This window comes from Kovacikia sp. CALU 1929 (assembly GCF_056784235.1).
This window is the reverse complement of the sequence record NZ_JBXBCF010000084.1, coordinates 40,436-64,725: the sequence shown is the minus strand read 5'-3', so window position 1 is coordinate 64,725 and position 24,290 is coordinate 40,436. Positions and strand designations below refer to the sequence as shown.

22 protein-coding genes are annotated in these 24,290 nt (G+C 50.6%); 7 read left to right on the top strand and 15 right to left on the bottom strand.

Annotation, left to right across the window (positions count from 1 at the left end; all coding sequences use genetic code 11):
• The coding region (locus tag AC1S52_RS23360) for an IS1 family transposase (RefSeq protein ID WP_482031441.1) at nucleotides 1-275 on the bottom strand (275 nt) is incomplete at its 3' end.
• Here AC1S52_RS23360 and AC1S52_RS23355 point away from each other — a divergent pair.
• Together AC1S52_RS23355 and AC1S52_RS23350 are read left to right on the top strand one after the other, a co-directional pair.
• On the top strand, nucleotides 244-720 hold the full coding sequence (locus AC1S52_RS23355; protein ID WP_482031440.1) for a hypothetical protein: 477 nt from the start codon (nucleotides 244-246) through the stop codon (nucleotides 718-720). The two genes, AC1S52_RS23360 and AC1S52_RS23355, sit on opposite strands and share 32 nt — an antisense overlap.
• Nucleotides 721-785: 65 nt before the next feature.
• On the top strand, nucleotides 786-1,043 hold the full coding sequence (locus tag AC1S52_RS23350; protein WP_482031439.1) for a hypothetical protein: 258 nt from the start codon (nucleotides 786-788) through the stop codon (nucleotides 1,041-1,043).
• A 13-nt stretch (nucleotides 1,044-1,056) separates the two neighbouring features.
• Here the strand turns inward: AC1S52_RS23350 and AC1S52_RS23345 are convergent, their stop codons facing one another.
• From AC1S52_RS23345 to AC1S52_RS23335, 3 genes are all read right to left on the bottom strand, one after another.
• The gene (locus AC1S52_RS23345; RefSeq protein WP_482031438.1) at nucleotides 1,057-1,227 is read right to left on the bottom strand and encodes a hypothetical protein; all 171 of its coding nucleotides are present in this window, start codon (nucleotides 1,225-1,227) and stop codon (nucleotides 1,057-1,059) included.
• A 107-nt stretch (nucleotides 1,228-1,334) separates the two neighbouring features.
• Entirely contained in the window at nucleotides 1,335-3,035 is a 1,701-nt protein-coding gene (locus tag AC1S52_RS23340; RefSeq protein WP_482031437.1) for a GspE/PulE family protein, read from the bottom strand.
• A gap of 374 nt (nucleotides 3,036-3,409) precedes the next feature.
• Nucleotides 3,410-3,712, bottom strand: a complete 303-nt coding sequence (locus AC1S52_RS23335; protein WP_482031436.1) for a hypothetical protein — start codon at nucleotides 3,710-3,712, stop codon at nucleotides 3,410-3,412.
• 425 nt (nucleotides 3,713-4,137) lie between these two features.
• Here AC1S52_RS23335 and AC1S52_RS23330 point away from each other — a divergent pair, with 425 nt between their 5' ends.
• A complete protein-coding gene (locus tag AC1S52_RS23330) occupies nucleotides 4,138-6,081 on the top strand; it encodes a DUF3352 domain-containing protein (RefSeq protein WP_482031435.1) in 1,944 nt (647 codons plus the stop codon).
• A 60-nt stretch (nucleotides 6,082-6,141) separates the two neighbouring features.
• Here AC1S52_RS23330 and AC1S52_RS23325 read toward each other — a convergent pair whose 3' ends face one another.
• Nucleotides 6,142-7,314 carry a quinone-dependent dihydroorotate dehydrogenase gene (locus AC1S52_RS23325; RefSeq protein ID WP_482031434.1) on the bottom strand — a complete coding sequence of 391 codons (1,173 nt, stop codon included), beginning with the start codon at nucleotides 7,312-7,314 and terminating at the stop codon, nucleotides 6,142-6,144.
• A 173-nt stretch (nucleotides 7,315-7,487) separates the two neighbouring features.
• Between AC1S52_RS23325 and AC1S52_RS23320 the strand changes: the two genes are divergently transcribed.
• Nucleotides 7,488-10,289 (top strand): sensor histidine kinase, encoded by a 2,802-nt coding sequence (locus AC1S52_RS23320; RefSeq protein WP_482031433.1) that lies wholly within the window; start codon nucleotides 7,488-7,490, stop codon nucleotides 10,287-10,289.
• 115 nt (nucleotides 10,290-10,404) lie between these two features.
• Here AC1S52_RS23320 and AC1S52_RS23315 read toward each other — a convergent pair whose 3' ends face one another.
• The gene (locus tag AC1S52_RS23315; RefSeq protein WP_482031432.1) at nucleotides 10,405-10,926 is read right to left on the bottom strand and encodes a hypothetical protein; all 522 of its coding nucleotides are present in this window, start codon (nucleotides 10,924-10,926) and stop codon (nucleotides 10,405-10,407) included.
• 348 nt (nucleotides 10,927-11,274) lie between these two features.
• On the opposite strand from AC1S52_RS23315, the gene serA reads away from it, so the two are divergent.
• Together serA and prmA are read left to right on the top strand one after the other, a co-directional pair.
• Entirely contained in the window at nucleotides 11,275-12,855 is a 1,581-nt protein-coding gene (gene serA, locus AC1S52_RS23310) for a phosphoglycerate dehydrogenase (protein WP_482031431.1), read from the top strand.
• Between the two features lie 83 nt (nucleotides 12,856-12,938).
• Nucleotides 12,939-13,850, top strand: coding sequence for a 50S ribosomal protein L11 methyltransferase (gene prmA / locus AC1S52_RS23305; protein ID WP_482031430.1), 912 nt, complete (start codon nucleotides 12,939-12,941; stop codon nucleotides 13,848-13,850).
• A gap of 9 nt (nucleotides 13,851-13,859) precedes the next feature.
• Here the strand turns inward: prmA and AC1S52_RS23300 are convergent, their stop codons facing one another.
• From AC1S52_RS23300 to xseA, 7 genes are all read right to left on the bottom strand, one after another.
• A complete protein-coding gene (locus tag AC1S52_RS23300) occupies nucleotides 13,860-14,507 on the bottom strand; it encodes a response regulator transcription factor (protein ID WP_482031429.1) in 648 nt (215 codons plus the stop codon).
• Between the two features lie 337 nt (nucleotides 14,508-14,844).
• Nucleotides 14,845-15,339, bottom strand: a complete 495-nt coding sequence (locus AC1S52_RS23295) for a (2Fe-2S) ferredoxin domain-containing protein (protein WP_482031428.1) — start codon at nucleotides 15,337-15,339, stop codon at nucleotides 14,845-14,847.
• Between the two features lie 213 nt (nucleotides 15,340-15,552).
• The gene (locus tag AC1S52_RS23290) at nucleotides 15,553-16,449 is read right to left on the bottom strand and encodes a phosphodiester glycosidase family protein (RefSeq protein ID WP_482031427.1); all 897 of its coding nucleotides are present in this window, start codon (nucleotides 16,447-16,449) and stop codon (nucleotides 15,553-15,555) included.
• A gap of 13 nt (nucleotides 16,450-16,462) precedes the next feature.
• Nucleotides 16,463-16,903, bottom strand: coding sequence for a DUF1036 domain-containing protein (locus AC1S52_RS23285; RefSeq protein WP_482031426.1), 441 nt, complete (start codon nucleotides 16,901-16,903; stop codon nucleotides 16,463-16,465).
• 342 nt (nucleotides 16,904-17,245) lie between these two features.
• Nucleotides 17,246-19,102, bottom strand: coding sequence for a PhnE/PtxC family ABC transporter permease (locus tag AC1S52_RS23280; RefSeq protein WP_482031425.1), 1,857 nt, complete (start codon nucleotides 19,100-19,102; stop codon nucleotides 17,246-17,248).
• A gap of 100 nt (nucleotides 19,103-19,202) precedes the next feature.
• Entirely contained in the window at nucleotides 19,203-19,448 is a 246-nt protein-coding gene (gene xseB / locus AC1S52_RS23275) for an exodeoxyribonuclease VII small subunit (RefSeq protein ID WP_482031424.1), read from the bottom strand.
• Between the two features lie 173 nt (nucleotides 19,449-19,621).
• The gene (xseA, locus tag AC1S52_RS23270) at nucleotides 19,622-20,869 is read right to left on the bottom strand and encodes an exodeoxyribonuclease VII large subunit (RefSeq protein ID WP_482031423.1); all 1,248 of its coding nucleotides are present in this window, start codon (nucleotides 20,867-20,869) and stop codon (nucleotides 19,622-19,624) included.
• Nucleotides 20,870-21,123: 254 nt separating this feature from the next.
• Here xseA and recA point away from each other — a divergent pair, with 254 nt between their 5' ends.
• Nucleotides 21,124-22,197: a recombinase RecA gene (gene recA / locus AC1S52_RS23265; RefSeq protein WP_482031422.1), complete on the top strand. Its 1,074-nt coding sequence runs from the start codon at nucleotides 21,124-21,126 to the stop codon at nucleotides 22,195-22,197.
• Between the two features lie 81 nt (nucleotides 22,198-22,278).
• Here recA and AC1S52_RS23260 read toward each other — a convergent pair whose 3' ends face one another.
• Nucleotides 22,279-23,580 (bottom strand): hypothetical protein, encoded by a 1,302-nt coding sequence (locus AC1S52_RS23260; RefSeq protein ID WP_482031421.1) that lies wholly within the window; start codon nucleotides 23,578-23,580, stop codon nucleotides 22,279-22,281.
• A 249-nt stretch (nucleotides 23,581-23,829) separates the two neighbouring features.
• Nucleotides 23,830-24,135 carry a hypothetical protein gene (locus AC1S52_RS23255; protein ID WP_482031420.1) on the bottom strand — a complete coding sequence of 102 codons (306 nt, stop codon included), beginning with the start codon at nucleotides 24,133-24,135 and terminating at the stop codon, nucleotides 23,830-23,832.
• Between the last annotated feature and the right edge of the window lie 155 nt (nucleotides 24,136-24,290).

Here is a 24,290-nt window from a genome sequence, read left to right as displayed (position 1 = left end):
TCTGGGTCATACGCATCGGGTAACCATTCACCGATGTGTTTGACCCAGGTAATGACGGTCGTATGATGAACGTTTTTGACTCGCTCAATGCCACGAAACCCCATCCCATTGACATACATTTTGAGACACTCGCGCTTAAATTCATCAGCATAACCAGAGGGTGGATCATAGGTTTCGATAAATTGCCGCCGACAGGTTTTGCAGAGGTAATTTTGTTTACCTCTTTGCTTGCCGTTCTTACTGATGTCAGTTGAGCCACATTCGGGACATTGCATCGGTTTCACCCTGATTTCATATTCCCATTATGCAACGCCTAATATTCAACAAGTTGGTAACATCAACACAGGTGATGTCACCATTCAGCGGGATCAGGTTGGCATTCAATACAACAACGCAGAAAATCCTGGGTTGACTGAAGCACTGGTTGAGGTCGGGCAACTCATTGTTGACCTACAGCAAAAACATCCCCAGGCAACAGAAGCTCAAGTGCCTGTAATGATTGATGCAGAGTTTCAGGAGATAAAACGGACTCAACCCAAACGCTGGCAAAACATCCTTAACCTAAAACGTCAGTGGAATGGGTTAAAAAAAGGATTGCTTAAAGTGGGTGAACATTTTGCCGAAGAAACTCCCTGGGGTAAAGGTGTTATTGGCTATCTGGAGGGAGTCACCGATGAATTGGATAACGATGAAGACAATGGCAAAATGCATTTGCAATAATGCTTCTGCCCTTCTAGAAGGAGTGGCTGAAAACATTGGTAATCAGCAGTCAGGAGAAAAGCATAATGGCTAGAACCTTGATTGTTAATCTAACAGACGAATTAGAGCAGGCACTAACCATGCAGGCACAAAAATTAAATAAGTCCCTCGAAGAAATTGTACTCGAACTACTGTCCTGGCAATTACCGCCATTGCCTCAAACTTCAATGGAAGCCTCAACCGATGATGAAGATGATGACCCGCTCTTGGCATTAATTGGGTCGATTCACGTAGAAGGAATCCATGCTACGAATAGAGAGTTGGAAATGGAGAGTTACCAATAGTTTATCCAGGTTCTCAAGCAATTGTCTCAATCATGGGTTGAATCAAGGTTCCTTTCCAGACGTGCTCAAAGCGGATGCCAACTTTACGATGGAGCGATCGCACCTCCTCAGCATTGGTGGTTGAAAACAAACTTCTAAAACGGTCAGTTTCACGCAGTGAGTATCCACATTTGAACAAGTTCATCACTAGTCCATTGTCAAATTAAATTTGATGGGTAGCGAACACCCAAAAACTTGATGAGAGTTGAATTTTGCGGGTCTATGATCCGTCAAAATTTTCCCAACGGAACACTAGGTCGCATTGATCAGCTTAATGTGGCTGCTCCGGGTCTCATCATGACCACTACGGCTTTCTTCTAGAAATTTGCGGCGCATGGCACTGTAGGGCAGTACCCGCAAGACTTCCTGCACAGTTGTAATCCCGGTTGTCACCTTGTCAATGGCAGCGACCCGGAAAGAATCAAACCCACTTTCGTTCAGGTAGCGATGTAACTGGGTCATGGTGCCTTCATAGATGATCTGACGGATCGTATCATCGACGTTGAGCAATTCGATGATTGCCTCCCGTCCTAAAAACCCCGAATTAAAGCAGCGAGCGCAGCCTTTGCCCTGTTGCCACTGTCCTGTACTTGCCTGCTCCCACTCAATACCCAGCACCTTTAAATCTGCTTCAGTAGGCTGGTAAGGCTCAGCGCAATGGGGGCAAACTTTACGCACTAGCCGCTGGGCGACAATTCCCAACAGGGCATCACTAATCAAGCCGGGGTCAGGTCCAATATCCTTCAGTCTGGGGATGGCACTTACTGCATCATTGGTGTGAAGGGTCGTCAGGACCAGGTGTCCGGTGAGTGCTGCCCGAACAGCAGTTTCTGCCGTCTCATGGTCCCGGATTTCGCCCAGCATGATGATGTCCGGGTCTTGCCGCAGAATGGCACGCAGTCCAGCCGCAAAGGTCATGCCCGCCGGTTCATGTACCTGGGTTTGGGTGATGCGGGGCAGGATGTATTCAACCGGGTCTTCTACGGTCACTACATTGACAAATTCTGTAGCAACCGTTTGCAGGCTGGTATAAAGGGTGCTGGTCTTGCCAGAGCCGGTCGGTCCCGTGAAAATAACCATGCCCTGGGGCTGCTGAAGCCAGCGTTTGTAGATTTCCAGAGTGTGTTTAGAGAAACCCAGTTCATCCATGCTGGAGAAAGGATTTTGCCGAGGCAGAAGCCGGATCACGGCTTTTTCGCCACCGACACAGGGCAGGGTACTGACCCGCATATCCAGTCCCAGGTCGGTGGACTGTCCGGAAGCGTAACTTTCACCCAGGCGGGCATCTTGAGGACGACGACTTTCGGCAATGTCCATATCGGACATGACTTTGAGTGCCACGATCGCCCGCCGGCTAATTTCCATCGGCAGGGTTGTAATATCTCGCAGAATGCCATCAATCCGGTAGCGGACTCGTAGCCCTTCCAGGGTCGGTTCCAGGTGAATGTCACTGGCTCGGTTGCGGAGAGCACCAGAAATAATCGTTTTAATCCGCCCGATCTGGTCCGCCGCTTTGGACAGAAGCTCCTTAGTGACTTCACTAATGTCTTCCTGTTCCAGTTCGCCGGTCAGCGGATTGACAAAAGGTTGGGCACTGATCTGGTTACAGTTTAGATTTTGGGCACGGTGCCATGCTCGGTAGCTCTTGTCAGAAATGGGGATAATTTTGATCTCAGTGAAGGTGCGATCGCTCAGGGTGCGAATCACCTCCGGTGTAACGGTCGCTGGACTACCCAGGTAAAAGCAGTTACGCCATAACAGTAGAGGGAGCAGGGGCGGAAGGGTAGAGCGATCGGGAAATTCCCTTAGAAATCGATAGCTCACTTCAGCATCTAGCAGTCCAAGAGCGACAAGACCGTCTTGATCAACCAGAAGATTGAGCGCTTCTTCGCAACTCATCTCGCGCTTCTTTAGTTTTTGCCAGACAGAAAGGGTAGATGCGGTAGATTTCATAAAAGAGAAGGATGGAACGTCTGGAGAGGTCCGTAACTGAGCGAAATGGATGTAAATTTCTTAGCCCTTGCAGGACAACAGCGGGATGGTGGGCTGGCATCAGGTTCCCAGAGGGGTTGGGAGCAGAAAAGAGCAAAAAAGCTACGGGTTTTCCACGAACACAGATTGTGGCAAATTTAGCAGCCGTTGGAGGAGACGCTAATCGGCGAGTCGAATCCTTCAGTAGTGTAAGTGTTGAACCATCAAGAAATAAAGTGCTGATGGATACATCCCCCAGTCAACCTTTGGTGGGAGGCAGGGGAAGGATCTGAGAGGGGAAAGTGAAAAGTGAGGGAGCCAGGAGTGAACGACTATTACCCGTATACCCGTAAAATTCAAACCTCTTCTCTCTTCCCTTGATCGTCTCCCTTTGACCCATTGGATTCATTATTTGAAGGATGCAGGTTTTTCTGTTGCATGAACTGCTTCAGTGCCGTTTGGCGATTGGTCATAAACCGATTCCAGAAACCTGGAAGCAACCCATCCATTGTTTTAGCAATGGACCATACCTCCAATGCCATCATGTTATAGAACGAACGGTCAGCCCGCTGCAAATTCTCAATCCATTGGTCAATATTCATGGATTGTAAAGATTCCTGATCCGGCGGATCAGAGTGATCAGCGTTAGATTTGGACATTGAAAATTTCTCGTGATGAATCAGCGATCGCTCTGCACCCTGAACCTACTAGTCTAAAAGCCCATTCCAAAAGCCTCAACGACTGGAGGGCATGAATGGAATTTAAATTTACAGCCGTTTTCCCTTGCATCAGCCCGATCCTCACCCATCCCCCCATCCCCACGCGGCTGTGGTTGACTCGTCTAAAAATCACTCTAAGGCAGCGTCTGGACGGGACATATTCAGTCAAGCTTTACTCATCATGCCCATAAACCTGAGGGGGTATTTCATCCGGTTGGACTGTACTGGAATGTTAAGTTTGCTCAATTTACCCTCCTCCTGCCCAGTCGTCAGCATCTTTAATGTGTTCAGGGGACGCTGTCCTGAAATAATGAGTTGTTGCTGGACTGTTTTGTTCGTTCGCTGAAAGCGGCGTCTGATTTTCCATGAAGCTCCGTTCGTTTTACTCAATTCTGACCAGTGTGGTCGTCGTGCTGCTGCTCGTTGCGGCGGGTGGATTTTTCTGGCTATTGTCCCAAAGTCCGCTGAATTTGTTGAAATCAGGGGAAGGGGTGACTCCTGCTGCTGCCATGTTTGTGCCCAGGCAGGCTCCGGTAATGGCATCGCTGTTGGTCAACCCTGAGCAACTGGAGGCGTTTCGGCTAGTGGTGGCAAGTCCGGGAGACCGGCGACGGGTACGGGCAGAGGTCAACCAGATTAGAGAAAGTCTGCTGGCAAACACAGGGTTAAATTACGAGCAAGATGTAAAACCCTGGTTGGGCAATGAGGTGACTTTGGCGGTCACAACGCTGGACGTTGACCGGGATGCAGCGAATGGAAAACAGCCTGGATACCTGCTGGCGATCGCCACCAAAGCCCCGGAGATCTCCCGTGAGTTCCTGCAACTCTTCTGGCAGAAACGGGCGATCGCTGGGACTAATCTGGTGTTTGAGCAGTATAAGGGCGTGAAGCTAATCTACGGCAGTGGCGCAGAAGAATACAGAAGTCAGGAACCAGGGGGCAAAGGGATTGGCGCTCCCAGTAAAACAGGCAGCACTCCCGTTGGAAGCAGCCAGAAGAACTCAAAACTCAAAACTCAAAACTCAAAACCTCCCCTCATCCCTTCCCCTTCCCCCCTCTCTCCTTCCCTCGCCAGTGCAGCGGTAGGCGATCGCTTCATTCTGTTCGCCAGCCATCCCAAAGTTTTACGGGATGCGATTAATAATGTTCAGGCACCTGATCTAAGTCTGAGTAGTGCAAGTTTCTATGAACAGGCGCTAGACACCCTGACCGAGCCACGGATTGGGCTGTCTTTTATCAATCTGCCTGGTCTTTCTACCTGGCTGGCTGAAGAGACGACGATTCCTGGCAAAAAAGCAATTCCACCAGCTTCCAGCAAATTCGATGCCAGCAAACCCGATGCCGGTAAAGCAGACTTCGGTAAAGCAGGATCGTCTCCTACCTACCAAACTATGGCGATCGCCCTGGAACTTGATCGGCAAGGGCTTCTCGCAGAAACCGCATTGTCAGGTGGGCAAAAAACTAAAATTGCAGCCACCCTGTCCCAACCGGCAGGCGCTTTACAATATATTCCTGCTAACAGTACATTCTCGGCATCGGGCATTAATCTCGATCGCCTCTGGTCAGAACTTTCAACCGACTTAAAGAGTTACGAAACGGCATCTCAACTCCTGAATCAGCCCCTAGCGGATCTTCAGAATCGTTGGAAGATTGACCTGCCTAAGGATGTGTTTAGCTGGGTCAAAGGAGAATATGCCCTGGGGCTAATCCCAGATACCAGCACACTTCCAGCGGGGCAGGCAAAGAACAACAATAACCCTGTCCCTGCTTCTGCTGATGATAACTGGATGTTTGTAGCCCAACGTTCCGATGTGGGTTTAGCAAAGCAGGGCATTGAACGATTGGATGCGATCGCCCAAAAACAGGGTTTGAGCATTGGTCCGCTCAAGCTTGGCGATCAAACCGTTTATGCCTGGACTCGTCTGACCACAGGTTCGGCTCCACAGGATAGCTCAGATCTGGCTTTGCAGGCAGAGGTCAGAGGGGTTCATGCGACGGTTGGCAACTACGAAGTTTTCACCAATTCCATTGCCTCAATGGGGCGAGTGCTGAAAGCGACACAAGCTTCATTAGCCAAAGATGCCCGCTTTCAACAGGCGATCGCCCCCCTCCTCCAACCCAACAACGGCTATCTCTATATCGACTGGGCTGCCAGCCAACCCTGGCTAGAAGAACGATTTCCGCTCCTGAAACTGGTTGAACTCTCCGGACAACCCCTATTCAACCATCTAGAATCCTTAACATTGAGCAGCTACGGCAACCAATCAGGCGTGCAGCGGGGAGGAGTGTTTATTAAGCTGGCGCAGTAGGAGTGAGGGTGAGTTGAGAGTTGAAAATGACTAATGACCAATGACCAACCAACAACCTCCTCACCCCTCACTCCCAACCGCTTCCCCGATCGCCCCCATCCCCCGTTTCTCCAGCTTCTGCAACAGTCCTACTAAAATTCGTTTGACCATCCAGGGTCCTTCATAAACCCAGCCGGTATAGACCTGGATCAGGCTGGCTCCGGCAGTGATTTTTTCCCAGGCATCCTCTGGAGTGAAGATGCCGCCTACGCCAATGATCGGTAGTTGACCCTGGGTTTCCTGATAGATGAAGCGAATGACTTCTGTAGAGCGCTGGCGTAGGGGTGCGCCACTAATGCCACCGGCTTCTTCCTGGACAGAGTTGCCCGTGGCTTTAATCAGGGAAGTCTGAAGTCCATGTCGATTAATGGTCGTATTGGTGGCAATGATGCCCGCCAAATGGTGTTTCTGTGCCAGGTCAAGGACTGCCGCGATCGCCTCCCACTCCAAATCGGGCGCAATCTTGACCAGCAAAGGTTTCTGTCCCTGGTTCTCCTGTTGTAATGCGCTCAGAATAGGCTCCAGATTTTCAGTTGCCTGGAGCGATCGCAGCCCCGGTGTATTGGGCGAACTCACATTCACCACAAAGTAATCGCCCCAATCTTTTAGCTGCTTAAAACTGCTCAGATAATCCGTTGCGGCATCTTCCAGAGGAGTGACCTTGGACTTGCCCAGGTTGATGCCTAGAGGGTTGGGGTTTGCGGGGCGGGGGGTGTCAAATCCTTCCCCTCTGCTCCCCCTCTCCTCCTCCCCCCATCTCTCCCCCAACCTCGCTGCCATCACCTCTGCCCCCTGATTATTAAACCCCATCCGGTTGAGAACCGCCTGATCCAGAGGCAGGCGAAACAGACGGGGACGGGGGTTGCCCGGTTGCGGCTTCAGGGTGACGGTGCCCAGTTCTGCAAAACCAAAACCAAAGTCAGACCAGATGCCAGAGGCAACCCCATCTTTGTCAAACCCGGCAGCAAGACCAATGGGGTTGGAAAAATTTAGCCCCCAAAGGGTTTGGTCTAAACGAGGGTCAGAAAGACTATAAGCCTGACGTAATTGGTGGCAGAGCCAGGGATTGGGGGGGCGATCGCGATTTCCATCTAACCAACCCAGTACCCTTAGCGTTTGTTGGTGAAGCCACTCTGGATCGGCATTTAATCCAGAGAATAGAATTGGACGAATGGCAGCCCGATAAATATCCATCTGAACGATTAGAAACCAACTAGGATGGAAGCAATGCAATCTAAAGGTAAAGCGGTTGAACAATTGGCTTTACCCAAAGGGTTCCTGTGTAAATTTTTACCTTGTATATCTTTGCACGCCATCGGTTCTGCTCATTACTCTAGTTGTATTAGCCTATCTGCCGCTCTTATCACATGGTTCAACAGAAAGAGCCAAATGCCCCATATGATAAACAGCTAGTTTCCCTGGGGCGTGTTTTGCAAACCCTACGGGAAGAGGAAAATTCAGACGTTCTGATTGATGCCGTTTTGAATTATCTTCGGACAGAATTTGACTATGACCTGATCTGGATTGGGCTGTATGACCGACTGGAGCATCGGCTACATGGTAAGGGCGGGGCGACCCCTTCGGGTGAGGTGGGGCTGCTCAAGCAACGGTTTACACTCAATCCTGGCGATATTTTAGAACAGGTCGTCATTCAACAGCGTCCCCTGGCGGTTCCCGATCTGCGCGAAGAACTAAGGGCGGGGGAGTGGCGCAAGGTGGCACAAACTTACAACATCCAGGGCACGGTCGTTTTTCCGATTCGCTACAAAGACCGCTGCTATGGGGTGACATTATTAGGAACTCCCCATTGGGGGGTGTCGCCTAAAACCGATGAAAAGGCACGCCTATCCATGATTTTGGGAGGGCTGGGAACAGCGCTTTACCAGATTGAAGTCGAGTGGCAACGGCAACAAATTAAACGCCCTGATCAGCCTCTCCTGGCATTGTTAACGAAGCTGCGATCGCTCCCCGGTTTAGGTGCCCGTCTGGAAGCAATTGTCGAAGAAACCCACCAGTTCATTCATCCCACCCGCACCAGTGTTTACTGGTTTGAGCGGGAACGGCGCTACTTCTGGCGCAGGGTGGGAAATCGCCAAAAAGCCACTGGTTTCAGTGAGACAAACCAGCCATCCTCCGGCATTACGGTACAAGAGGTGAGCGGATTTTACCAGGCGCTCCTCTCCGACCAAATTGTCTCGATTGGTGAAGCGCACAGTTCCCTCAAGGCGGATACGACCAGTCGGTTAATGCAACAAATTCGGGCGCGATCGCTGCTGGCAGCCCCCATTCTGTTCCAAAACGAACTTCTGGGGTTTCTGGCAGTCGAGGGCAATGAACCTCGGATTTGGGAGGATGAGGAGAAAAACTACGTCCGGGGAGCCGCCCAGATTGTAGCGCTCATAGCCCCCCTGGATGAGATGGAACAATCCATTGACCAGATTCGGCTGGATCAGGTGTTGACTGCCGAAATTGCCCATTCCATCTACAGCGACGATGACTGGAAGGCAACGCTAAAGATGTCAGCCGACCAGCTTTGTAAACGGTTGAGAGCAGAGCGATTTCTTGTACTGGTTTATGACAAAGACCAGGCAAAATTTGAGATTTGCTATCAAAGTCAGCCCCACAACCGCCGACATTTGAGCGTTCCCCTGGATGCTTTGAATGATACAGACCGCAAATTGCTGGAAAAAAGCAGCGAACCCATTGGGCTGGAAAACCTGGATGGGGATCTGCGATTGCTGGCGTGGCGCGATCGCCTGTTAGAGATAGGGGTTCGGTCACTAATGCTGTGCAACACCTCGATTGGGCACTCGCTGGAAGGGGTGGTCATCATTTGCCATGAAACACCCCGTACCTGGAGCCGGACTGAGCGCGAATTGGTCAGAGTCGTTAGCCAGCAAATTGGTTTAATCCTGCACCAGTGGCAGTTACAGAAGCAGAATGAGCAACAGCAGAAAATTATGCAGACAATTCAGTGGGGGCTGACTATGATTCAGCAAACCCACCAGCTTGAGGTGCTGGAACGGTCTGCCCTTCAGCAAATTTCCCAGGTGCTTCAGGTGCCACTGGTTGCTCTCATTACCTGGTCTCCCGGTCAGGCGACGGGGCAGATCAGAAACGCGATGATTACCAACGATCGCTTTGGTATCAACATGGATTGGGAGATCCCGATCAGCACCGATGCTCTGCTAGGTTGGACTCTGGAAAGTGATGCTCTACTACCATTGACGATTGAAGATATTCCCTTTGACACCCGCCAGTGGCTGTCTGGAATGGGCATCGGTCAGGTTTTGACCATGGCATTGCGAACTGCCCCAGAGCACGAACCTACGGGAATTGTGCTGGTGGCAGATGTGAGCGATCGGCGGTGGGCAGACCGATACCTGAGTGCCTTTGGCACCCTGGTTAGCCAGCTTGCCTGGTCACGTCGCTACCTCAACCTGACCCACACGCTCTCCATCCAACGAGAGGAACTGGAGCGACTGAACTGGTATAAGCATCGTCGGTTAGAAGAACTGTATCGCTCCCTGACTGGCAGCCTGCAACGGTTGAACCAGTTGGATAACCCCAAAGATCCCCTATTCATCACCCGCCAACAGCAAGCACTCAAGCAACTCACAGAATCCATTGGCACCCTACCCCAACTGATTCAGGAAGAACTGTGGCGAACCCGGACCTTTACCCAAACCATTCCCCTGATTTCCTTACTAAAGCGGGCATTAGAGCGGGTGGATGCCCTGATTAAACAACGCCAACTCTGGTCCCAGGTTCACAATGAAACCAACCTGACGATTAGCGGCGATGTCGTCAAGATGGAACTGGTCATCTATGAACTGCTGTTGATTGCCTGTGAGCGATCGCAGTCTGGAAATCGGATTGACATCTGGTGCCGTCAGATCGACAACCGCTGGCTAGAAATTTCAATCACCGATAACGGCATCGTTGAACCTCGCTTATTTGAGGAACTTGAAACCGGACGGATTCTGGACGTACTGGCTCCATCCCTCTTAGATCATCCCCCCGGTTTGCATCTAATGATCTGCCAGACTCTGATGAAAAAAATTGGAGGCGATCTCAACTTTTACAAGTTGGAAGATAATCGTACCCTCAGCCGCCTGGTTCTTCCTTTGGTAAACACAAGTCGTTCGGGGATCACCAAGCCTCAATGAGGGGAGGGGGGAGTTGAGAGTTGAGAATTTCCCTCCTTCGCCTCTGCTCCCCCTCCTCTCTTCCCTTCTCTAACAACCAACAACTAACAACCAACAACTAATAACTAACAACTACTCATAATCCTTTCTCCAAAGGCTCTGAGTAACCTTGAATATTTTCAGGGTCAAACTGGCGCAGAATTCCGGTTGCCTTTTTGGTCAGTGTTTCTGAACCCTTGACGATAATCAAGTACTTCCCAGCACTTAATCGGTTGCGGTAGGGCAGGGCATCGCCGCCACCCACAATCAGACCAACCCCCCCTCCTACGAAAAAGCTACCCATTGCTCCCGCGATCGCCCCCAACAGCCCACCGATTACATGATTGCCAACCTCTCCCGCCCAGGCAAAGGTATTGAGTCCGGTGATCAGGTTAAAAACATAGCCTGCGGCAAATCCGAAAGGGATCAGCCAGGAAGACATCAGCTTCGCCAGTTTGCCCGCTTCCTCATTCGGGTCAATCAAGCCGTACTCATCGGCACTCTTATACCCGCGCCCCAAAATTGCCACGCTATCCATTGGCAAACCCTCTTTCTCCAGAGCAGAGTAGGCAGACTCTGCCTGAATGCGATCGCTCAACACAGCCACAAGATAATTCATGGGATCACCAGCAAGCTTCCATTACCAGCCTACCAGGGCAAGTTCCCTATAGGGAGTGAGGAGAGAGGAGCAAGGGCAGAGGGGTAGAGGGGCAGCGGGGGCTTTTCAATTCACAACTCACAACTCACAACTCAAACCTCCCCCCTCCTGAGATTAAAAAATCAAGTTTCTTCAGTTAATTAATGCCCAAAATGACGTAATTTAAAAGTTCTGCCTACCGGCAACTGTTCGCTCTGCCTCAGAGAGAAAAGCCTTTATGGTTGGGTTGATACCTTTGATGGTGGTCGCTGGTTTATTGGCTCCTGCACTGTTTTCCACGGCACATTCTGTTTAATCTCTTAGCTTGCCATGCCTAAAGTTTTAGTTTCAGATCCAATTGACCAGGTTGGGATCGATATCCTCTCCCAAGTTGCCCAGGTCGATGTCAAGACCGATCTTTCCCCTGAGGACTTAATTCGCACAATTTCGGAATATGACGCGCTGATGATTCGCTCTGGCACTCGCGTCACCAAAGAGGTGATTGAAGCCAGTGATAATCTGAAAATCATTGGTCGAGCTGGGGTTGGTGTCGATAATGTTGATGTGTTGGCAGCCACTCGTAAGGGGATCGTGGTGGTTAACTCCCCAGAGGGCAACACGATCGCAGCGGCTGAACACGCTCTGGCGCTGATGATGGCGATGTCCCGTTATGTAGCGGATGCTAACCAATCGGTTAAGAGTGGCAAGTGGGATCGCAAGAGCTACACGGGGGTTGAGGTGTACAAAAAGACCCTGGGTGTCGTGGGTCTGGGCAAAATTGGTGCCCATGTTGCGACTGTCGCCAGGGCAATGGGGATGAAACTGCTCGCATACGATCCCTTTATTTCCCATGACCGTGCCGAGCAGTTGGGCTGTCGCCTGGTCGAGCTGGATCTGCTATTTCAGGAGTCTGACTACATCACGCTGCATATTCCCAAAACGCCAGAAACGAAGCATTTGATTAATGCCGAGGCGATCGCCAAAATGAAACCGACTGCCCGGATTATTAACTGTGCTCGTGGTGGCATTATTGACGAAACTGCTCTGGCAGAGGCGCTGAAAGCAGGTAAAATCGCCGGAGCTGCCCTAGATGTTTATGAAGAGGAACCCCTGAAGGAATCGCCCCTGAAGGTGCTGGGTAAGGAAATGGTAATGACCCCTCACCTGGGAGCCTCAACCGAAGAAGCTCAGGTGAATGTGGCGATCGATGTAGCAGAACAAATTCGGGATGTGTTGCTGGGTTTACCTGCCCGGTCAGCCGTTAACATTCCCGGACTACGCCCCGACCTGCTGGAGCAACTGCGTCCCTACCTGCAACTGGCAGAAACCCTCGGAAATCTGGTTGCCCAACTCGCAGGTGGGCGGATTGAGTCGCTTAACATCCGGCTCCAGGGCGAACTGGCAACTAACCAGAGCCAACCGATCGTCGTTGCCGCCCTCAAAGGGTTGCTTTCCCACGCATTGCAAGAGCGGGTCAACTATGTGAATGCCAGCCTGGAAGCAAAAGAGCGGGGGATTCATGTGATTGAAACCCGCGATGCCACGATTCGTGACTACACTGGCTCCCTATCATTGACCGCAACGGGATCCCTCGGCGAACACTCCGTGACTGGGGCGTTACTGGGCGAGTCAGAAATGCGGATTACCAGTGTGGATGAATTTCCGGTCAACGTTCCACCCAACCGCTATATGCTGTTTACCCTGCACCGGGATATGCCAGGTATTATCGGCAAGATTGGGTCACTGTTGGGTAGTTTTAATGTCAATATCGCCAGTATGCAGGTAGGGCGTAAGATTGTCAGAGGGGATGCCGTCATGGTTCTGAGTATTGATGATCCTCTTCCCGACGGAATTTTGAGTGAAATCCTGAAGGTTCCAGGGATTCGGGATGCTTATACGGTAACGTTGTAGAAAGTTTTGAGTGTTGAGTTTTGAGTGTTGAGTTTAAGTTCGCCCTCTGAATTCAGAACTCAAAACTTATCGCTCATAACTCTATGGCAAACAGTTGGTGGGAAATTCAGGTTCTCTGTGATCTAGCGCTGGAAGAGATAGTCTTCTGGCGATTAGAGAAATTTGGCTGCCGGGGGGCTTCTACTGAGAAAAGAGGCTACTCCTGTCTGATGTGTGCTTATCTACCTCAGGAGCAGGCGCATGTGCTGGATCTATCAGCGCTGTCGCTGTTGCTGCGCCAGGATGCCCTCTGCATGGGGCATCCTATCCCAGCCATTCAGTGGGATTTAATTGATGAGGAGGACTGGGCAAGCACCTGGAAACAGCACTGGCAACCCCAGGAAGTGGGCGATCGCTTTCTGATTTATCCCGCATGGCTTCCTGTGCCCGCCCAGTCTGATCGAATTTTGCTACGTCTAGAACCGGGGGTTGCGTTTGGCACTGGAGACCACCAGACCACCCAGCTTTGCTTGGAATCTCTGGAAATGCGCTTAGTCTCTCCGTTTGAGGGTGAGAAAAGTGACACAGAAGGCTTAACCATTGCTGACATTGGTTGCGGCTCTGGCATTCTCTCCATTGGGGCGATTTTATTAGGAGGGAAAAAAATTTATGCCGTAGACACAGATCCTCTGGCAGTTAAAGCCACCCTGGAGAACCGGGAACTGAACCAGATTGCTCCCGATAGATTGGTGGTCGAGCAGGGTAGTGTAGACCACGTAGCCCAGATGATTGAAGCTCCCCTGGATGGCATCGTCAGCAATATCCTGGCGGAAGTCATCATCGACCTGATTCCAGGTATGACCGCCATTACCAAACCAAATGCCTGGGGCATTCTCAGCGGTATTCTGCTGGATCAGGTAAAACCCGTCGCCGATACCTTAGAGGAGAACGGCTGGATCGTTGCTGCCCTCTGGAAACGACAGGACTGGTGCTGCTTGAATGTGCGGCGATCGTAACGTAACTAACTATGCCATATTATTCTCAATTGCCCACCGTGCCAGTTCGGTTCGGTTATGGAGTCCTGTTTTACCCAGCATATTGCTGACGTGGCTTTCAATGGTTCGCTGGCTAACGTTTAGCTCATCGGCAATTTCCCGGTTCGCCATCCCTCGTGCCACAAATTGAACCACCCGCAGTTCAGTGGGGGTCAACTCTACATCAAACGGCACCTGGATCTTAGGACCACTGTCAGAATTTCTCCCTGGGCGTTCAGCAATCCGGGCAGCTTGTTTCAAGGACGATTCGACCTGGGCGACTAACTCTTCTGGCTCAAACGGCTTCACCATGTAAACATCGGCACCCGTATTCAGCCCCTTGACCCGATCCTGGCTTTGCCCTTTAGCGGAAAGGAACAGGACTGGAATCCAACTGGTGCGGGGATCTTCCCGGACATGCTTCACCAGCGAATACCCATCCATTTCGGGCATCATCACATCGCAAATAATCATGTCTGGAATGTCAGATTCTAGAACTTCCAGTGCTTCCCGACCATTCTCAGCCGTGACCACCTCATAACCTCGGAACTCCAGGTAGTCCTTGACTAGCAGGATTAGGTTAGGGTCATCGTCAATAAGCAACAGACGCTTATGATTTCCTACACTGGTTTCCTTCATGCTGGGCTACTCACTATTCCTGAATATCGATGGGATGGTCATTAATAAAAGCTTTCAGAGAATTTCAAACATCAAAAAAAAGGCTTCAAACTCAATCTCCTCAACCCATAAGACAAACTAATCCATGTCTCTGAACACTATTTTAGGTAGCCTCAGGGTATTTGCTGAAATTTCAATAATTCTAAATACTAACTGAACACTCGTGAACATACAGATTTGCAACACAAACCTTGTGCCATTATATAGCTTTACCAGAAAGCATAATACTTATAAAACCATTGGCTGAAATGGTTGAGGGATAGATCGTTCATATTCTGTGAAACTGAAGATTCAAGCATTAAATTGCTCCTGTGGAATGGCGATCGCCCCCATCTTCTTCGATTCCTGCCCCAATTTGAACAGGGCTGGAAGAAACGGAATTACCGGGTAGCGGATGAGTTAGAAATGCATATTCCTGCACCACTTGATTTCCAATTAGATGTTCTTGAATGATACGCTCAATTACCTCAGGTGTTGCATTTCGGTACCACACTCCATCAGGGTAGATCACTAGAATTGGACCCTGGGTACAAACCCGAAGGCAGTTTGCTTTGGTGCGAAAGACACAGTCGGGTCGGGTTTCCGTGGGTTGATCTAGTTGCAGTTCCTTCAGACGGTTTTTCAGATAATCCCATGCCTCCAAGCCAACCTCCTTGGAGCAACACTTAGGCTTAGTTTGATCCGCACAGAGAAAGATATGGCGCTGGATCTGACTCATCCCCAATGCCCGCACACACACAGCCAGGGTATCTGATTGGCAAGTCTCAGTTGGGTGAGGAAGGTTGGAAGTCATGGGGAAGGGAGGGGGAAAGTTGAGAGTTGAGAGTTGAGAGTTTTGAGTTGAGAGTTGAAGGCTGAAGGCGAAAAGCTAAAGGCTGAAAGCAAAAGGCGAAAAGCTAAAGGCTGAAAGCAAAAGGTGATTGACTTGATCACTGACTGCCAACTAACAACTAACAACCAACAACTCCTTATCCCTCCCCTATCGCCTTCTGACAGCTTACTCTCATTACCTTTTAGCTTGAACCAGTAAGACCGACTTGACGGGTCTGCCCACAGGGTTCCCGGTGTCATCCAGTTTGCCATAGAGGGTTGTACCCCGGAAGTGGAGGGCAGAGGACGTACCACCATCCAGGTTCATGGCTTGCTGTGCCCCTAATCTTTTCATCAAAGCTGCCAGATCGGGTAGAGATATTCCAGAGGAGACAGGATCTGTTGGATGCTGTGCCACCATGACCAGGAGGATACTGCCATTGGAGGTAATACCAACCGCGCTTCTGGCGTTGGGCTGGCGGCTGCCAATTGCATCTCGAATGACCACGCCCTCGCCAAAATCGACAAACCCTTCCTGAACGGAGGTATTTTCTGGAAGCAATTGGGGACCACCACCGATCGCATCCGCCAACTGGCAATTAGCAGGAATCGGATCACGATGACGGGCGATCGCATACCTGAAAGTCTCTCCACAGCGGTAACGCCGAAACTCTGAACGATTCAGGATCCTGTCCATATAAGGGGTTAAATCAGGGTTATTCATCAGGCGATCGTTAAGACCAGGATCAGCTACCAATTTTCCGTTGAGAACCCCATAGGAGGTTGTTTTTTGATTGGCTGGATCAAAAAAGCCTGCATTGATAGCCGCGATCGCCTGATACTGGTGGGCAAAATCACCTACCTCACGAGTACCCTCTGCCAGCGCTGGGACAACTTCAAACCCCAGCGCTGGAATCTGCAAGCTGTAGGCGATCGCCCGTGGCAAGGAATGGGTTTGATAAACGATTTCTGGCTTTGGCATTGCCTGAGTCTGGGAAGGAATCACCGGGGCAGAAGAAGATCGCCCCAAATAACATCCTCCCACCCCCATAGCCAGTCCTATAGTCAGCCCTATCAAAATTCTTCTCCCCATCTCCCTATCTCCATCAATCAACCAAATTCTCCGTATGGGATACCCCCTTCACCCGAACTTCCCAAAAGATTCGCCGGTCGGTTTCTGCTTCTGGACATTTTTCCCCCTCAAAAATCAGACGAAAGTCTGCATCGGGTTTGATACAGAACCACTGCTCTCCTGTATCTCCTTGCCAAACCCGATCCTCATCCTTATCCGCCGCATAGAGATAGTAGTAACTGCCCGGTTCAAGGTCGCCGGGAACCACCGTCCCACATTGCCCCTGCCCCAGCAGTAGCCACCCCTCAGACTGCCAGCGTCCTTTGCCCAGACTATAGCCCACGGCAACATAGGCAACTCTAGAGGAGTTATTACAAACGTCCAGGGCGGCTCTGGCAGAACGGGTACCCCCAGGATAGACGACTGACGCTGCCACAAAAGCGGTTAAACCAATAAAACTGCGAAACCTTCCCATTCAATCTCTTCTGTTCAAGGCAGATATAATTTTTAGCCAACTTACCCCAAAATTTCAGCCAAGACAAATTGAGGAGTGGAAAGTTGAGAGTTGACAGTGGAAAGTTGAGAGTGCATGTCACCTTTGTACCCTCACCCTAAATCCCTCTCCCCAAGGAGAGGGACTTTGAATCCTGCCCCCTTCTCCCTGGGGAGAAGGGTTGGGGATGAGGGTAAATCAGGAACTTGCAAAAGTGACATGCTCCCAGAGTTGAGAGTGGAAAGTGCCCCTCTGCCCCTCTGCTCCTCTGCCCCCTTCCCCTCTCTAACCACTAACCACTAACCACTAACCACTCCCCTCCCCTTACCGGAGCGATCGCCTTACCGCTGCACTTAGCCAATCGACCAGGAAGGTCAGCAGCACAAATCCGCCCAGAGTCACCACCATTCCCTGGTAGTCAAAGCTACTCAATTGCTCCATCAAGACTCGCCCCAAGCCTCCGGCTCCTACCAACCCTACAATCACCGTTTCCCGCATACATACCTCCCAGCGATACAGGTCGTATGCCAGAAACCGGGGCAGGGTCATGGGCAACACCCCGTAAAGAAATACTGAAGCGGCAGGTGCGCCCTGTGCTTTGAGTGCCTCCAAAGGACGGAAATCCAAATTTTCAATCACTTCTGCTTTCAATCGCCCCAAAATGCCCAGGTTGTGAAGCCCCAGGGCGATCGCCCCTGGCAAAATCCCTGGAAACAGGACGTACAACACCACTAGCGCCCAAATGGGAGCCGGAATTGCCCGACTTAGTAACAACACCGCCCGGCTCAGCAACAGCCCAACCCATGCCCCAATTCGGCTGAACACACTGGCTCGACCCGGATTTAATAACCCTCCTGGCAAAAAGAAGTTATGCGCCGCAGGAAACGCTAGGAACGCTCCTCCAACCGCTGCCAGGGCGATCGCCAGCACCGACATTACCACCGTCTGTCCAGACAACCGGAATAATTGCGAAGCCGCCTCCCAATCTGGTGGCAAGCAGGACTGCACCATATCCACCAATCGCTGCCACGTCACAGGTGCCCACAGTTTGGTGAAGTCAGCACCGACATACCAGAAGCAGAAGCCAAGCAGGAGAAGGGGGAATAGGGAATAGGCGAACGAGGCGGGGCGGAGGCGGGGAGAGGGGGAGAGAGTTTTGAGTTGAGAGTTTTGAGTTGAGAGTTTTGAATTGGGAGTTTTGAATTGGGAGTTTTGAGTTGAAGCTTGAAAATCACTCCTCTGCCGCTCTGCCGCTCTGCCGCTCTGCCGCTCTGCCCCCTGCGTCCTCACATTCAAATCCAATCGACTGGCACACCCCCATTGCTGTCTCAGCCATGCACTTGAGAAGTCAACGCACCCATTCAGGATGAAAAGGGCATAGAAAAATGTCCAGAGCTGTTCATAACGGAGGGATTGCAGGCTGAGCATAATTTCGTAGCCTAAGCCACCCGCGCCAATAATGCCCAAAACCGCAGCCGACCGAATGGAACACTCGAAGCGGTAAAAGCTATAGGAGAGGAGATTGAGAAATGCCTGGGGCAGCAAGCTGTAGAAGAAAGCCGTTAAAGGGGCAACCCCGCTATTCAGCAATACTTGTAACGGCTGGCGTGGAGTTTCATCCAGGAGTTCTGAGAAGACTTTTGCCGTGATCGCTCCAAAGGGAACCGCGATCGCCAGCACGGCTACCAATGGATCCAGCCCAAACAGATTAATAAAGATCAGCCCCCAGATCAGTTCATGAATCGCACGGGGAACTGCCAGTCCTACACGGGCAATTAAGAACGGGGAATGGAGGGTGGGGAAGAGGGAGGAGGGGAAACGGGGTTGTCGCCTATCACCTATCGGCTGTCGCCTAAAAACTGCCTCCCACCAGACTTCGGAACATAAAATTCCGCCAATGAACCCCAACAACACACTGAAGAAAGTACCGCAAACGGCGTATGACAGGGTTTTCAGGGTTGCGTTCCAGGTTATTTGTAACAGCTCAGGACTCAAATCTGGATGAACGCTGGCACTGACAAACCGCCAGAACTGGGGTAGTCCATTAACGTTGAATAGGTCTCTTTGAAAAATTCCGGCTTGCCAGAGGGAAAAGGCGATCGCGCCCATTGCCAGCAATCCCCACTGGCGGACTGGACTGACAGACGGTGGGAAATGAAGCAGGGAGCGAGTTTTTGGCACAAACGAACGAATCCGGGTTATGAAAAAATCAATCAGCCAAAATGGTGGCAGAGATCCTTTTAGAGTATCTTGCCCTGGCTGCTACCGACTACCTGACGCCTCAAAACTCCGCCTCATCTGTCAACGTTTCGATCAATAAATCAACCTGCTTTTGTCGTTGAGCTAGAAAGGTTTCACACTGACGTAAATATTCCACAGCCGCAGCGAACTGATCAAAAACATCCGCAAGTTCTAGTTCGCCCGCCTCAATGCGTGCCATGATCTCTTCAACCTTTTTAACCGTTGTCTCGTAATTCCAACCTGCCTGAAACGGTTCAGACGTGGAATCGAGACGATAATTATTCATGGGGGTATGGATATAGTACTCAGCGGCGTAGGTTTGCAACTATTCGGGGTGCCAGAGGTCAGGGGTCAGGAATAGCAGGCAGATTTGCGCCAGACTATCGCAGGCTCCATTAGAGCTTTTATCATTTGCTCCCACACAGTATCTAAAGGAACCCATCGTTACTATAGTTATATTCAAGCTTCAGGGGGTGTATTGAGGACTTCAGTAATCTTGACCTTTAACTGACCCTGTCCAAGCTGAATCTGCAAATCCTGACCAGGCAGCAATTCTTCAGCAGAGCGGGCGATCGCTCCATCCATTTGTCGCACCACGGCATAACCTCGCTTTAGCACGGCGCGTGGATCAAGCGTTTCCAACTTTTGCCTCAGCAACTGACAATGCTGGCTTGCCTGTTGAATTTGCAGGGCACTCCCTTGAACGAGCCGCATCCGCATCCATGCCAGCATCTGAGCTTCCTGCTGAAGCTTGCGATCGAGCTGAAGCTGGCGGAGTCGAATCCCCAGTCGTTGCAAGCGTTCCTGGCTGGCTTCCAGGTAGTAATCCATTGTTCCTTTGAGGGTCAAAATGCGTTCTAGATGTTCCCCATACAAATCCGCCAGCAAGGGAACTGCCTGCTCTGCCGCTGCCGTGGGGGTATGGGCACACACATCCGCCGCCAAATCTGCCAGCGTTTCATCTCGCTGATGTCCAATTCCAGCAATCACGGGGATAGAACAGTCGGCGATCGCCCGCACGACTCGTTCATCATTAAAACAGGCCATATCTTCAACCGCTCCTCCTCCCCGTGATAGAATTAGTACGTCTGATCTACTATCCAGTTCAACCCGTTGAATTGCATTGATAATAGCAACTGGAGCCTGATCACCCTGCACAAGTGCTGGAGAGAACAACACATGCAACCCTGGATACCGCCGCCGCAAAGTACGCTGAATATCGCCCCAGGCAGCCGCTTGAGGCGAAGTGACAACTGCCACCGTTTTGGGGTGGACTGGTAATGGACGCTTTCGTGCTGGATCAAACAGCCCCTCTGCCTCCAATCGATGGCGTAGTTGGCGATAGCGTAATGCCCGTAGTCCTTCTCCTGCCGGTAATGCTTGCCAGACGATTAATTGGTACTGCCCCTTTTGGGGATGAACATGGATTCTTCCCAGAATAATCAACTGTTCGCCCGGTACTGGCTCAGTTGCCAGCTTTTCCAGGTAACTATTCCACACCACACAACTAATTGCCGCCTTCGCGTCTGGGTCCTGTAAGGTAAAGAACAGTCCGCTCCGATAACGGTTTGCACTAGACACCTCCCCCGTCACCCAAACCTGCCTCAACTGAACATCCTGTTCAAGGAGGGCTTGGATGTATCCGGTCAACCCAGCTACCGAAAGTGCAGTATCTGGAACTAGTAAGCTTGGAAGATAGGAAGTCATAGCATGTGATGGTCTTCTCTAGCCACCTATAGATTAACTACACTGCATTTAATTTAATCGATACACTCAATTCTATTTTTGGCTTTCCACTCAATCTAAGCCACACATCCATCCACTCATCCATACGCCGTTGTGGTTTACTCATCTGAAAATCGCTGTATCTCCTCACCCAGAAGGGAATATTTGAATTAGAATTCCTCCAAGTTTGATTCCGTACCCCCTACTTCCATAGACACTTCCCGATTGAGGCGCTGATGGCTACTAAAACCGATAGTTCAGATAAGCAAAAAGCCTTGAACCTAGTGCTGACTCAGATTGAGCGGAACTTTGGTAAAGGCAGCATTATGCGGCTGGGAGATGCCAGTCGCATGAAGGTTGAAACCATTCCTACTGGAGCGCTGACCCTTGACCTGGCACTAGGCGGGGGGCTTCCCAAGGGACGAGTCATTGAAATTTATGGTCCAGAGAGTTCTGGTAAGACCACTGTTGCGCTACATGCTCTGGCTGAAGTGCAAAAAGTAGGAGGGATTGCTGCTTTTGTGGATGCAGAGCACGCGCTTGATCCTGCCTATGCCAGGTCATTGGGGGTGGATATTGACAATCTCCTGGTTTCTCAACCGGATACAGGTGAAGCTGCCCTGGAAATCGTAGATCAACTGGTGCGGTCCTCAGCCGTGGATATCATCGTGATTGACTCGGTTGCTGCCCTCGTCCCTCGTGCCGAAATTGAAGGGGAAATGGGTGACACCCATGTAGGTCTGCAAGCTCGTTTGATGAGTCAGGCATTGCGAAAAATTGCAGGCAATATGGGCAAGTCAGGCTGCACAGTTATCTTTTTGAACCAGTTGCGGCAGAAGATTGGGGTGACTTACGGTAGCCCAGAGACGACGACTGGTGGTCAGGCGCTTAAGTTTTATGCTTCGGTTCGTCTCGATATCCGTCGAATTCAAACCCTCAAGAAAGGGACAGAAGAGTATGGCATTCGGGCAAAGGTTAAAGTTGCGAAAAATAAGGTTGCTCCCCCTTTCCGGGTGGCTGAGTTTGATGTCATCTTTGGGCGGGGCATTTCCACGCTGGGCTGTTTGATCGATCTGGCAGAAGAAACCGGAGTCGTAATTCGTAAGGGAGCCTGGTACAGCTACAACGGCGACAATATTGCCCAGGGACGGGATAATGCGATTAAATATGCCGATGAAAGACCGGAGTTTGCCCAAAAGATTGAGCAGGAAGTTCGGCAGAAGTTAGAGATGGGCGCGGTTGTCTCTGCCAATTCAGTCGGGCAAACTGATCCGGCTGATGAGGATGAAGATTTGGATGAAGAGGAGTAAAACTTCAAGAAGTTCTGGGATGCACCCGATCGCTCCAAAGGACAATTGTTGAATCTGAGTTCATTCAAATTTGTCTCAGTTTCATCTGTTCTGGAGATTGCGGGGTCCGCCAACTCCAGGGTTAATCCTAGGCTTGCAGGCGACATGGTAATTCCACCAGTTGGATGCCACGACATCTCCGTTCTCGATGTTCACAATCTCTAACCTCACGGCACTCTTATGCTCGTTGCTGGGTAGAGGCTTATCTGTGAAGACAGGGGAGATACTGTGGCTACTACCGCTACCGCTACCACCGCCGCCGCTACCAGCCTGAAAAACGGGAGCGATCGTTTGGACACCCGCACCTCTCTGCCCTGGAGTAGAACCGCCTTGGACTGGTGCCGGTAGTGGCAATGGAACCTTGTGGAGGACAGTGGCAGTGTTTTCTGCAACGAAGGTTGAGAAAACCGTAGAAACGGGTCCATGTGCCCAGCGGAAGCGATACTCCACGGTTGCCGGGTCGAACCCATGCGTTTTAGAAATGGTGCCCTTGAGAATCAGTTCAGCAGGACAGCTCATTTCTATTTTGTTGCTCTGTCTAGCCGTACTTCTTGCAGTAGTGGAAGCGGTATTGGGGTTGATCACAGCTAACATGGTTTGACCTGAGGGAGCCGCTGCCAGACTGATTGGGCGAATTTTGTCCCCAGGTTTGGGCATTAAAGCAGATTGCTTCTCACAATGTTGTTTTTGCTCAAAATCCTGGATGCAGCCTTGCTTGCTCAAATCTTCAAAGAATTCCTTTGGCAGCTTGGGGGGTTTGGCAGGTTTTTCTTCTTTAATCTTGATCGGTTTGCCTTGGGAATCGAGCCACTCGATATCTGACCCGTCATAAACATCTGCTACAAAAGAACCTGCGCCAGGGGGCATTTGGGAACCAACAATGCTAGATGCAGGCGTTTGAAATTGGTAAAGCCCCGTGTTGGTGTTGCAGTTACCGTTAATAGGACCGATCGCTTCTATGGGACCTGGACCCGTGCCAAACGAGGCAGATGAATAGGTAAGTCCGTTATATTTGACCGGAGAACCCAGCTTTTGAGGTTCCGCAAAATGCCAGCCGCCATCCCAATCATGGTTTGGTTTTCCCAGGTGAAATCCACAGGCATGGGCAGGAATTTCAATTTGATTCCCGTAATGATTACCATGTATTTTTATTCCAGCGGTAGGTGCTAAGCCGTCCAGATGCCCCTGATCCCAATACATGATGATTTGTGCGGCATCTGCTGCTGGTGCCAGGATAGCGAATACCCCCGTGGCTAGAGCCGCTGTTGTTGCAGTACGCCAGAGGCGACTGTGGATTGTGAGCCGTCTTAACCAGTGAATGTAGTTGAGAGTTTTTTGATTCATGGGAAAAAGCCCTTTAAGTGAGAGAATCATCTGTTTCTACAGAATTGCTCCATCGAATTTTTACTGCTGCATTGGTGATGCTATAGCGGTTCCTTTCTGAGTGAGGTACATCTCATCGTTTTGACTCAAAGGTTCTACGGCATCCATGTTCCTCACTGGATTCAAAAACGCTATCAGTCGATTGCAAGTAGGTAAAAAGCAATTGTTCTTTCTTGCTTCCATCGATGATTCATGCAGGGAAAATGCGTTTTATGCATAGAGATCGCAGTACTCAATTTGACCTGAATCATCATTGACCCAGCAAACCAGCGCGAATCTTTTGTCTGTAGACCAGTAAACTTTCCAGTAGGGTTGGGGATTGGTTGGCGGAGTAGCAAGACGATGGCGGATTTTAACGGTTTTGAGTTTTGCTTGAAATTGAGAACGTGACAGGTAAGTAATGTTACTCTCCGGAGCCATTAACCTTTGATTAGAAAGGGGGCGGGCGATCGCCAGGGAACTCCAGGTTGTAGTTGCCAGAGTAAGGGATAGGGTTGTTAGGATTAGCCTTTTCATGAGTTCTCCTTGAACAGTGAAGATTCAGATTGATGAGTAGCAAGAATGGTGAAGTTTAATTGCGTCACCAAGCAGTGATAAACCTCATCCAAGTTGAGAACTGGAGATTTATTCCCAGGAAACACTACGGGTTTCTAAGTTGGTGAGGGTTAGAT

Coding starts and splice junctions, on each gene's coding strand:
- serA (WP_482031431.1), top strand. CDS start 11,275: ATGCCTAAAGTTTTAGTTTCAGATCCAATTGACCAGGTTGGGATCGAT.
- AC1S52_RS23345 (WP_482031438.1), bottom strand. CDS start 1,227: ATGAACTTGTTCAAATGTGGATACTCACTGCGTGAAACTGACCGTTTT.
- AC1S52_RS23315 (WP_482031432.1), bottom strand. CDS start 10,926: ATGAATTATCTTGTGGCTGTGTTGAGCGATCGCATTCAGGCAGAGTCT.
- AC1S52_RS23255 (WP_482031420.1), bottom strand. CDS start 24,135: ATGAAAAGGCTAATCCTAACAACCCTATCCCTTACTCTGGCAACTACA.
- AC1S52_RS23320 (WP_482031433.1), top strand. CDS start 7,488: ATGGTTCAACAGAAAGAGCCAAATGCCCCATATGATAAACAGCTAGTT.
- xseA (WP_482031423.1), bottom strand. CDS start 20,869: ATGACTTCCTATCTTCCAAGCTTACTAGTTCCAGATACTGCACTTTCG.
- AC1S52_RS23350 (WP_482031439.1), top strand. CDS start 786: ATGGCTAGAACCTTGATTGTTAATCTAACAGACGAATTAGAGCAGGCA.
- AC1S52_RS23330 (WP_482031435.1), top strand. CDS start 4,138: ATGAAGCTCCGTTCGTTTTACTCAATTCTGACCAGTGTGGTCGTCGTG.
- prmA (WP_482031430.1), top strand. CDS start 12,939: ATGGCAAACAGTTGGTGGGAAATTCAGGTTCTCTGTGATCTAGCGCTG.
- AC1S52_RS23300 (WP_482031429.1), bottom strand. CDS start 14,507: ATGAAGGAAACCAGTGTAGGAAATCATAAGCGTCTGTTGCTTATTGAC.
- AC1S52_RS23340 (WP_482031437.1), bottom strand. CDS start 3,035: ATGAAATCTACCGCATCTACCCTTTCTGTCTGGCAAAAACTAAAGAAG.
- AC1S52_RS23335 (WP_482031436.1), bottom strand. CDS start 3,712: ATGTCCAAATCTAACGCTGATCACTCTGATCCGCCGGATCAGGAATCT.
- xseB (WP_482031424.1), bottom strand. CDS start 19,448: ATGAATAATTATCGTCTCGATTCCACGTCTGAACCGTTTCAGGCAGGT.
- AC1S52_RS23260 (WP_482031421.1), bottom strand. CDS start 23,580: ATGAATCAAAAAACTCTCAACTACATTCACTGGTTAAGACGGCTCACA.
- AC1S52_RS23285 (WP_482031426.1), bottom strand. CDS start 16,903: ATGGGAAGGTTTCGCAGTTTTATTGGTTTAACCGCTTTTGTGGCAGCG.
- recA (WP_482031422.1), top strand. CDS start 21,124: ATGGCTACTAAAACCGATAGTTCAGATAAGCAAAAAGCCTTGAACCTA.
- AC1S52_RS23295 (WP_482031428.1), bottom strand. CDS start 15,339: ATGACTTCCAACCTTCCTCACCCAACTGAGACTTGCCAATCAGATACC.
- AC1S52_RS23355 (WP_482031440.1), top strand. CDS start 244: ATGTCAGTTGAGCCACATTCGGGACATTGCATCGGTTTCACCCTGATT.
- AC1S52_RS23290 (WP_482031427.1), bottom strand. CDS start 16,449: ATGGGGAGAAGAATTTTGATAGGGCTGACTATAGGACTGGCTATGGGG.
- AC1S52_RS23325 (WP_482031434.1), bottom strand. CDS start 7,314: ATGGATATTTATCGGGCTGCCATTCGTCCAATTCTATTCTCTGGATTA.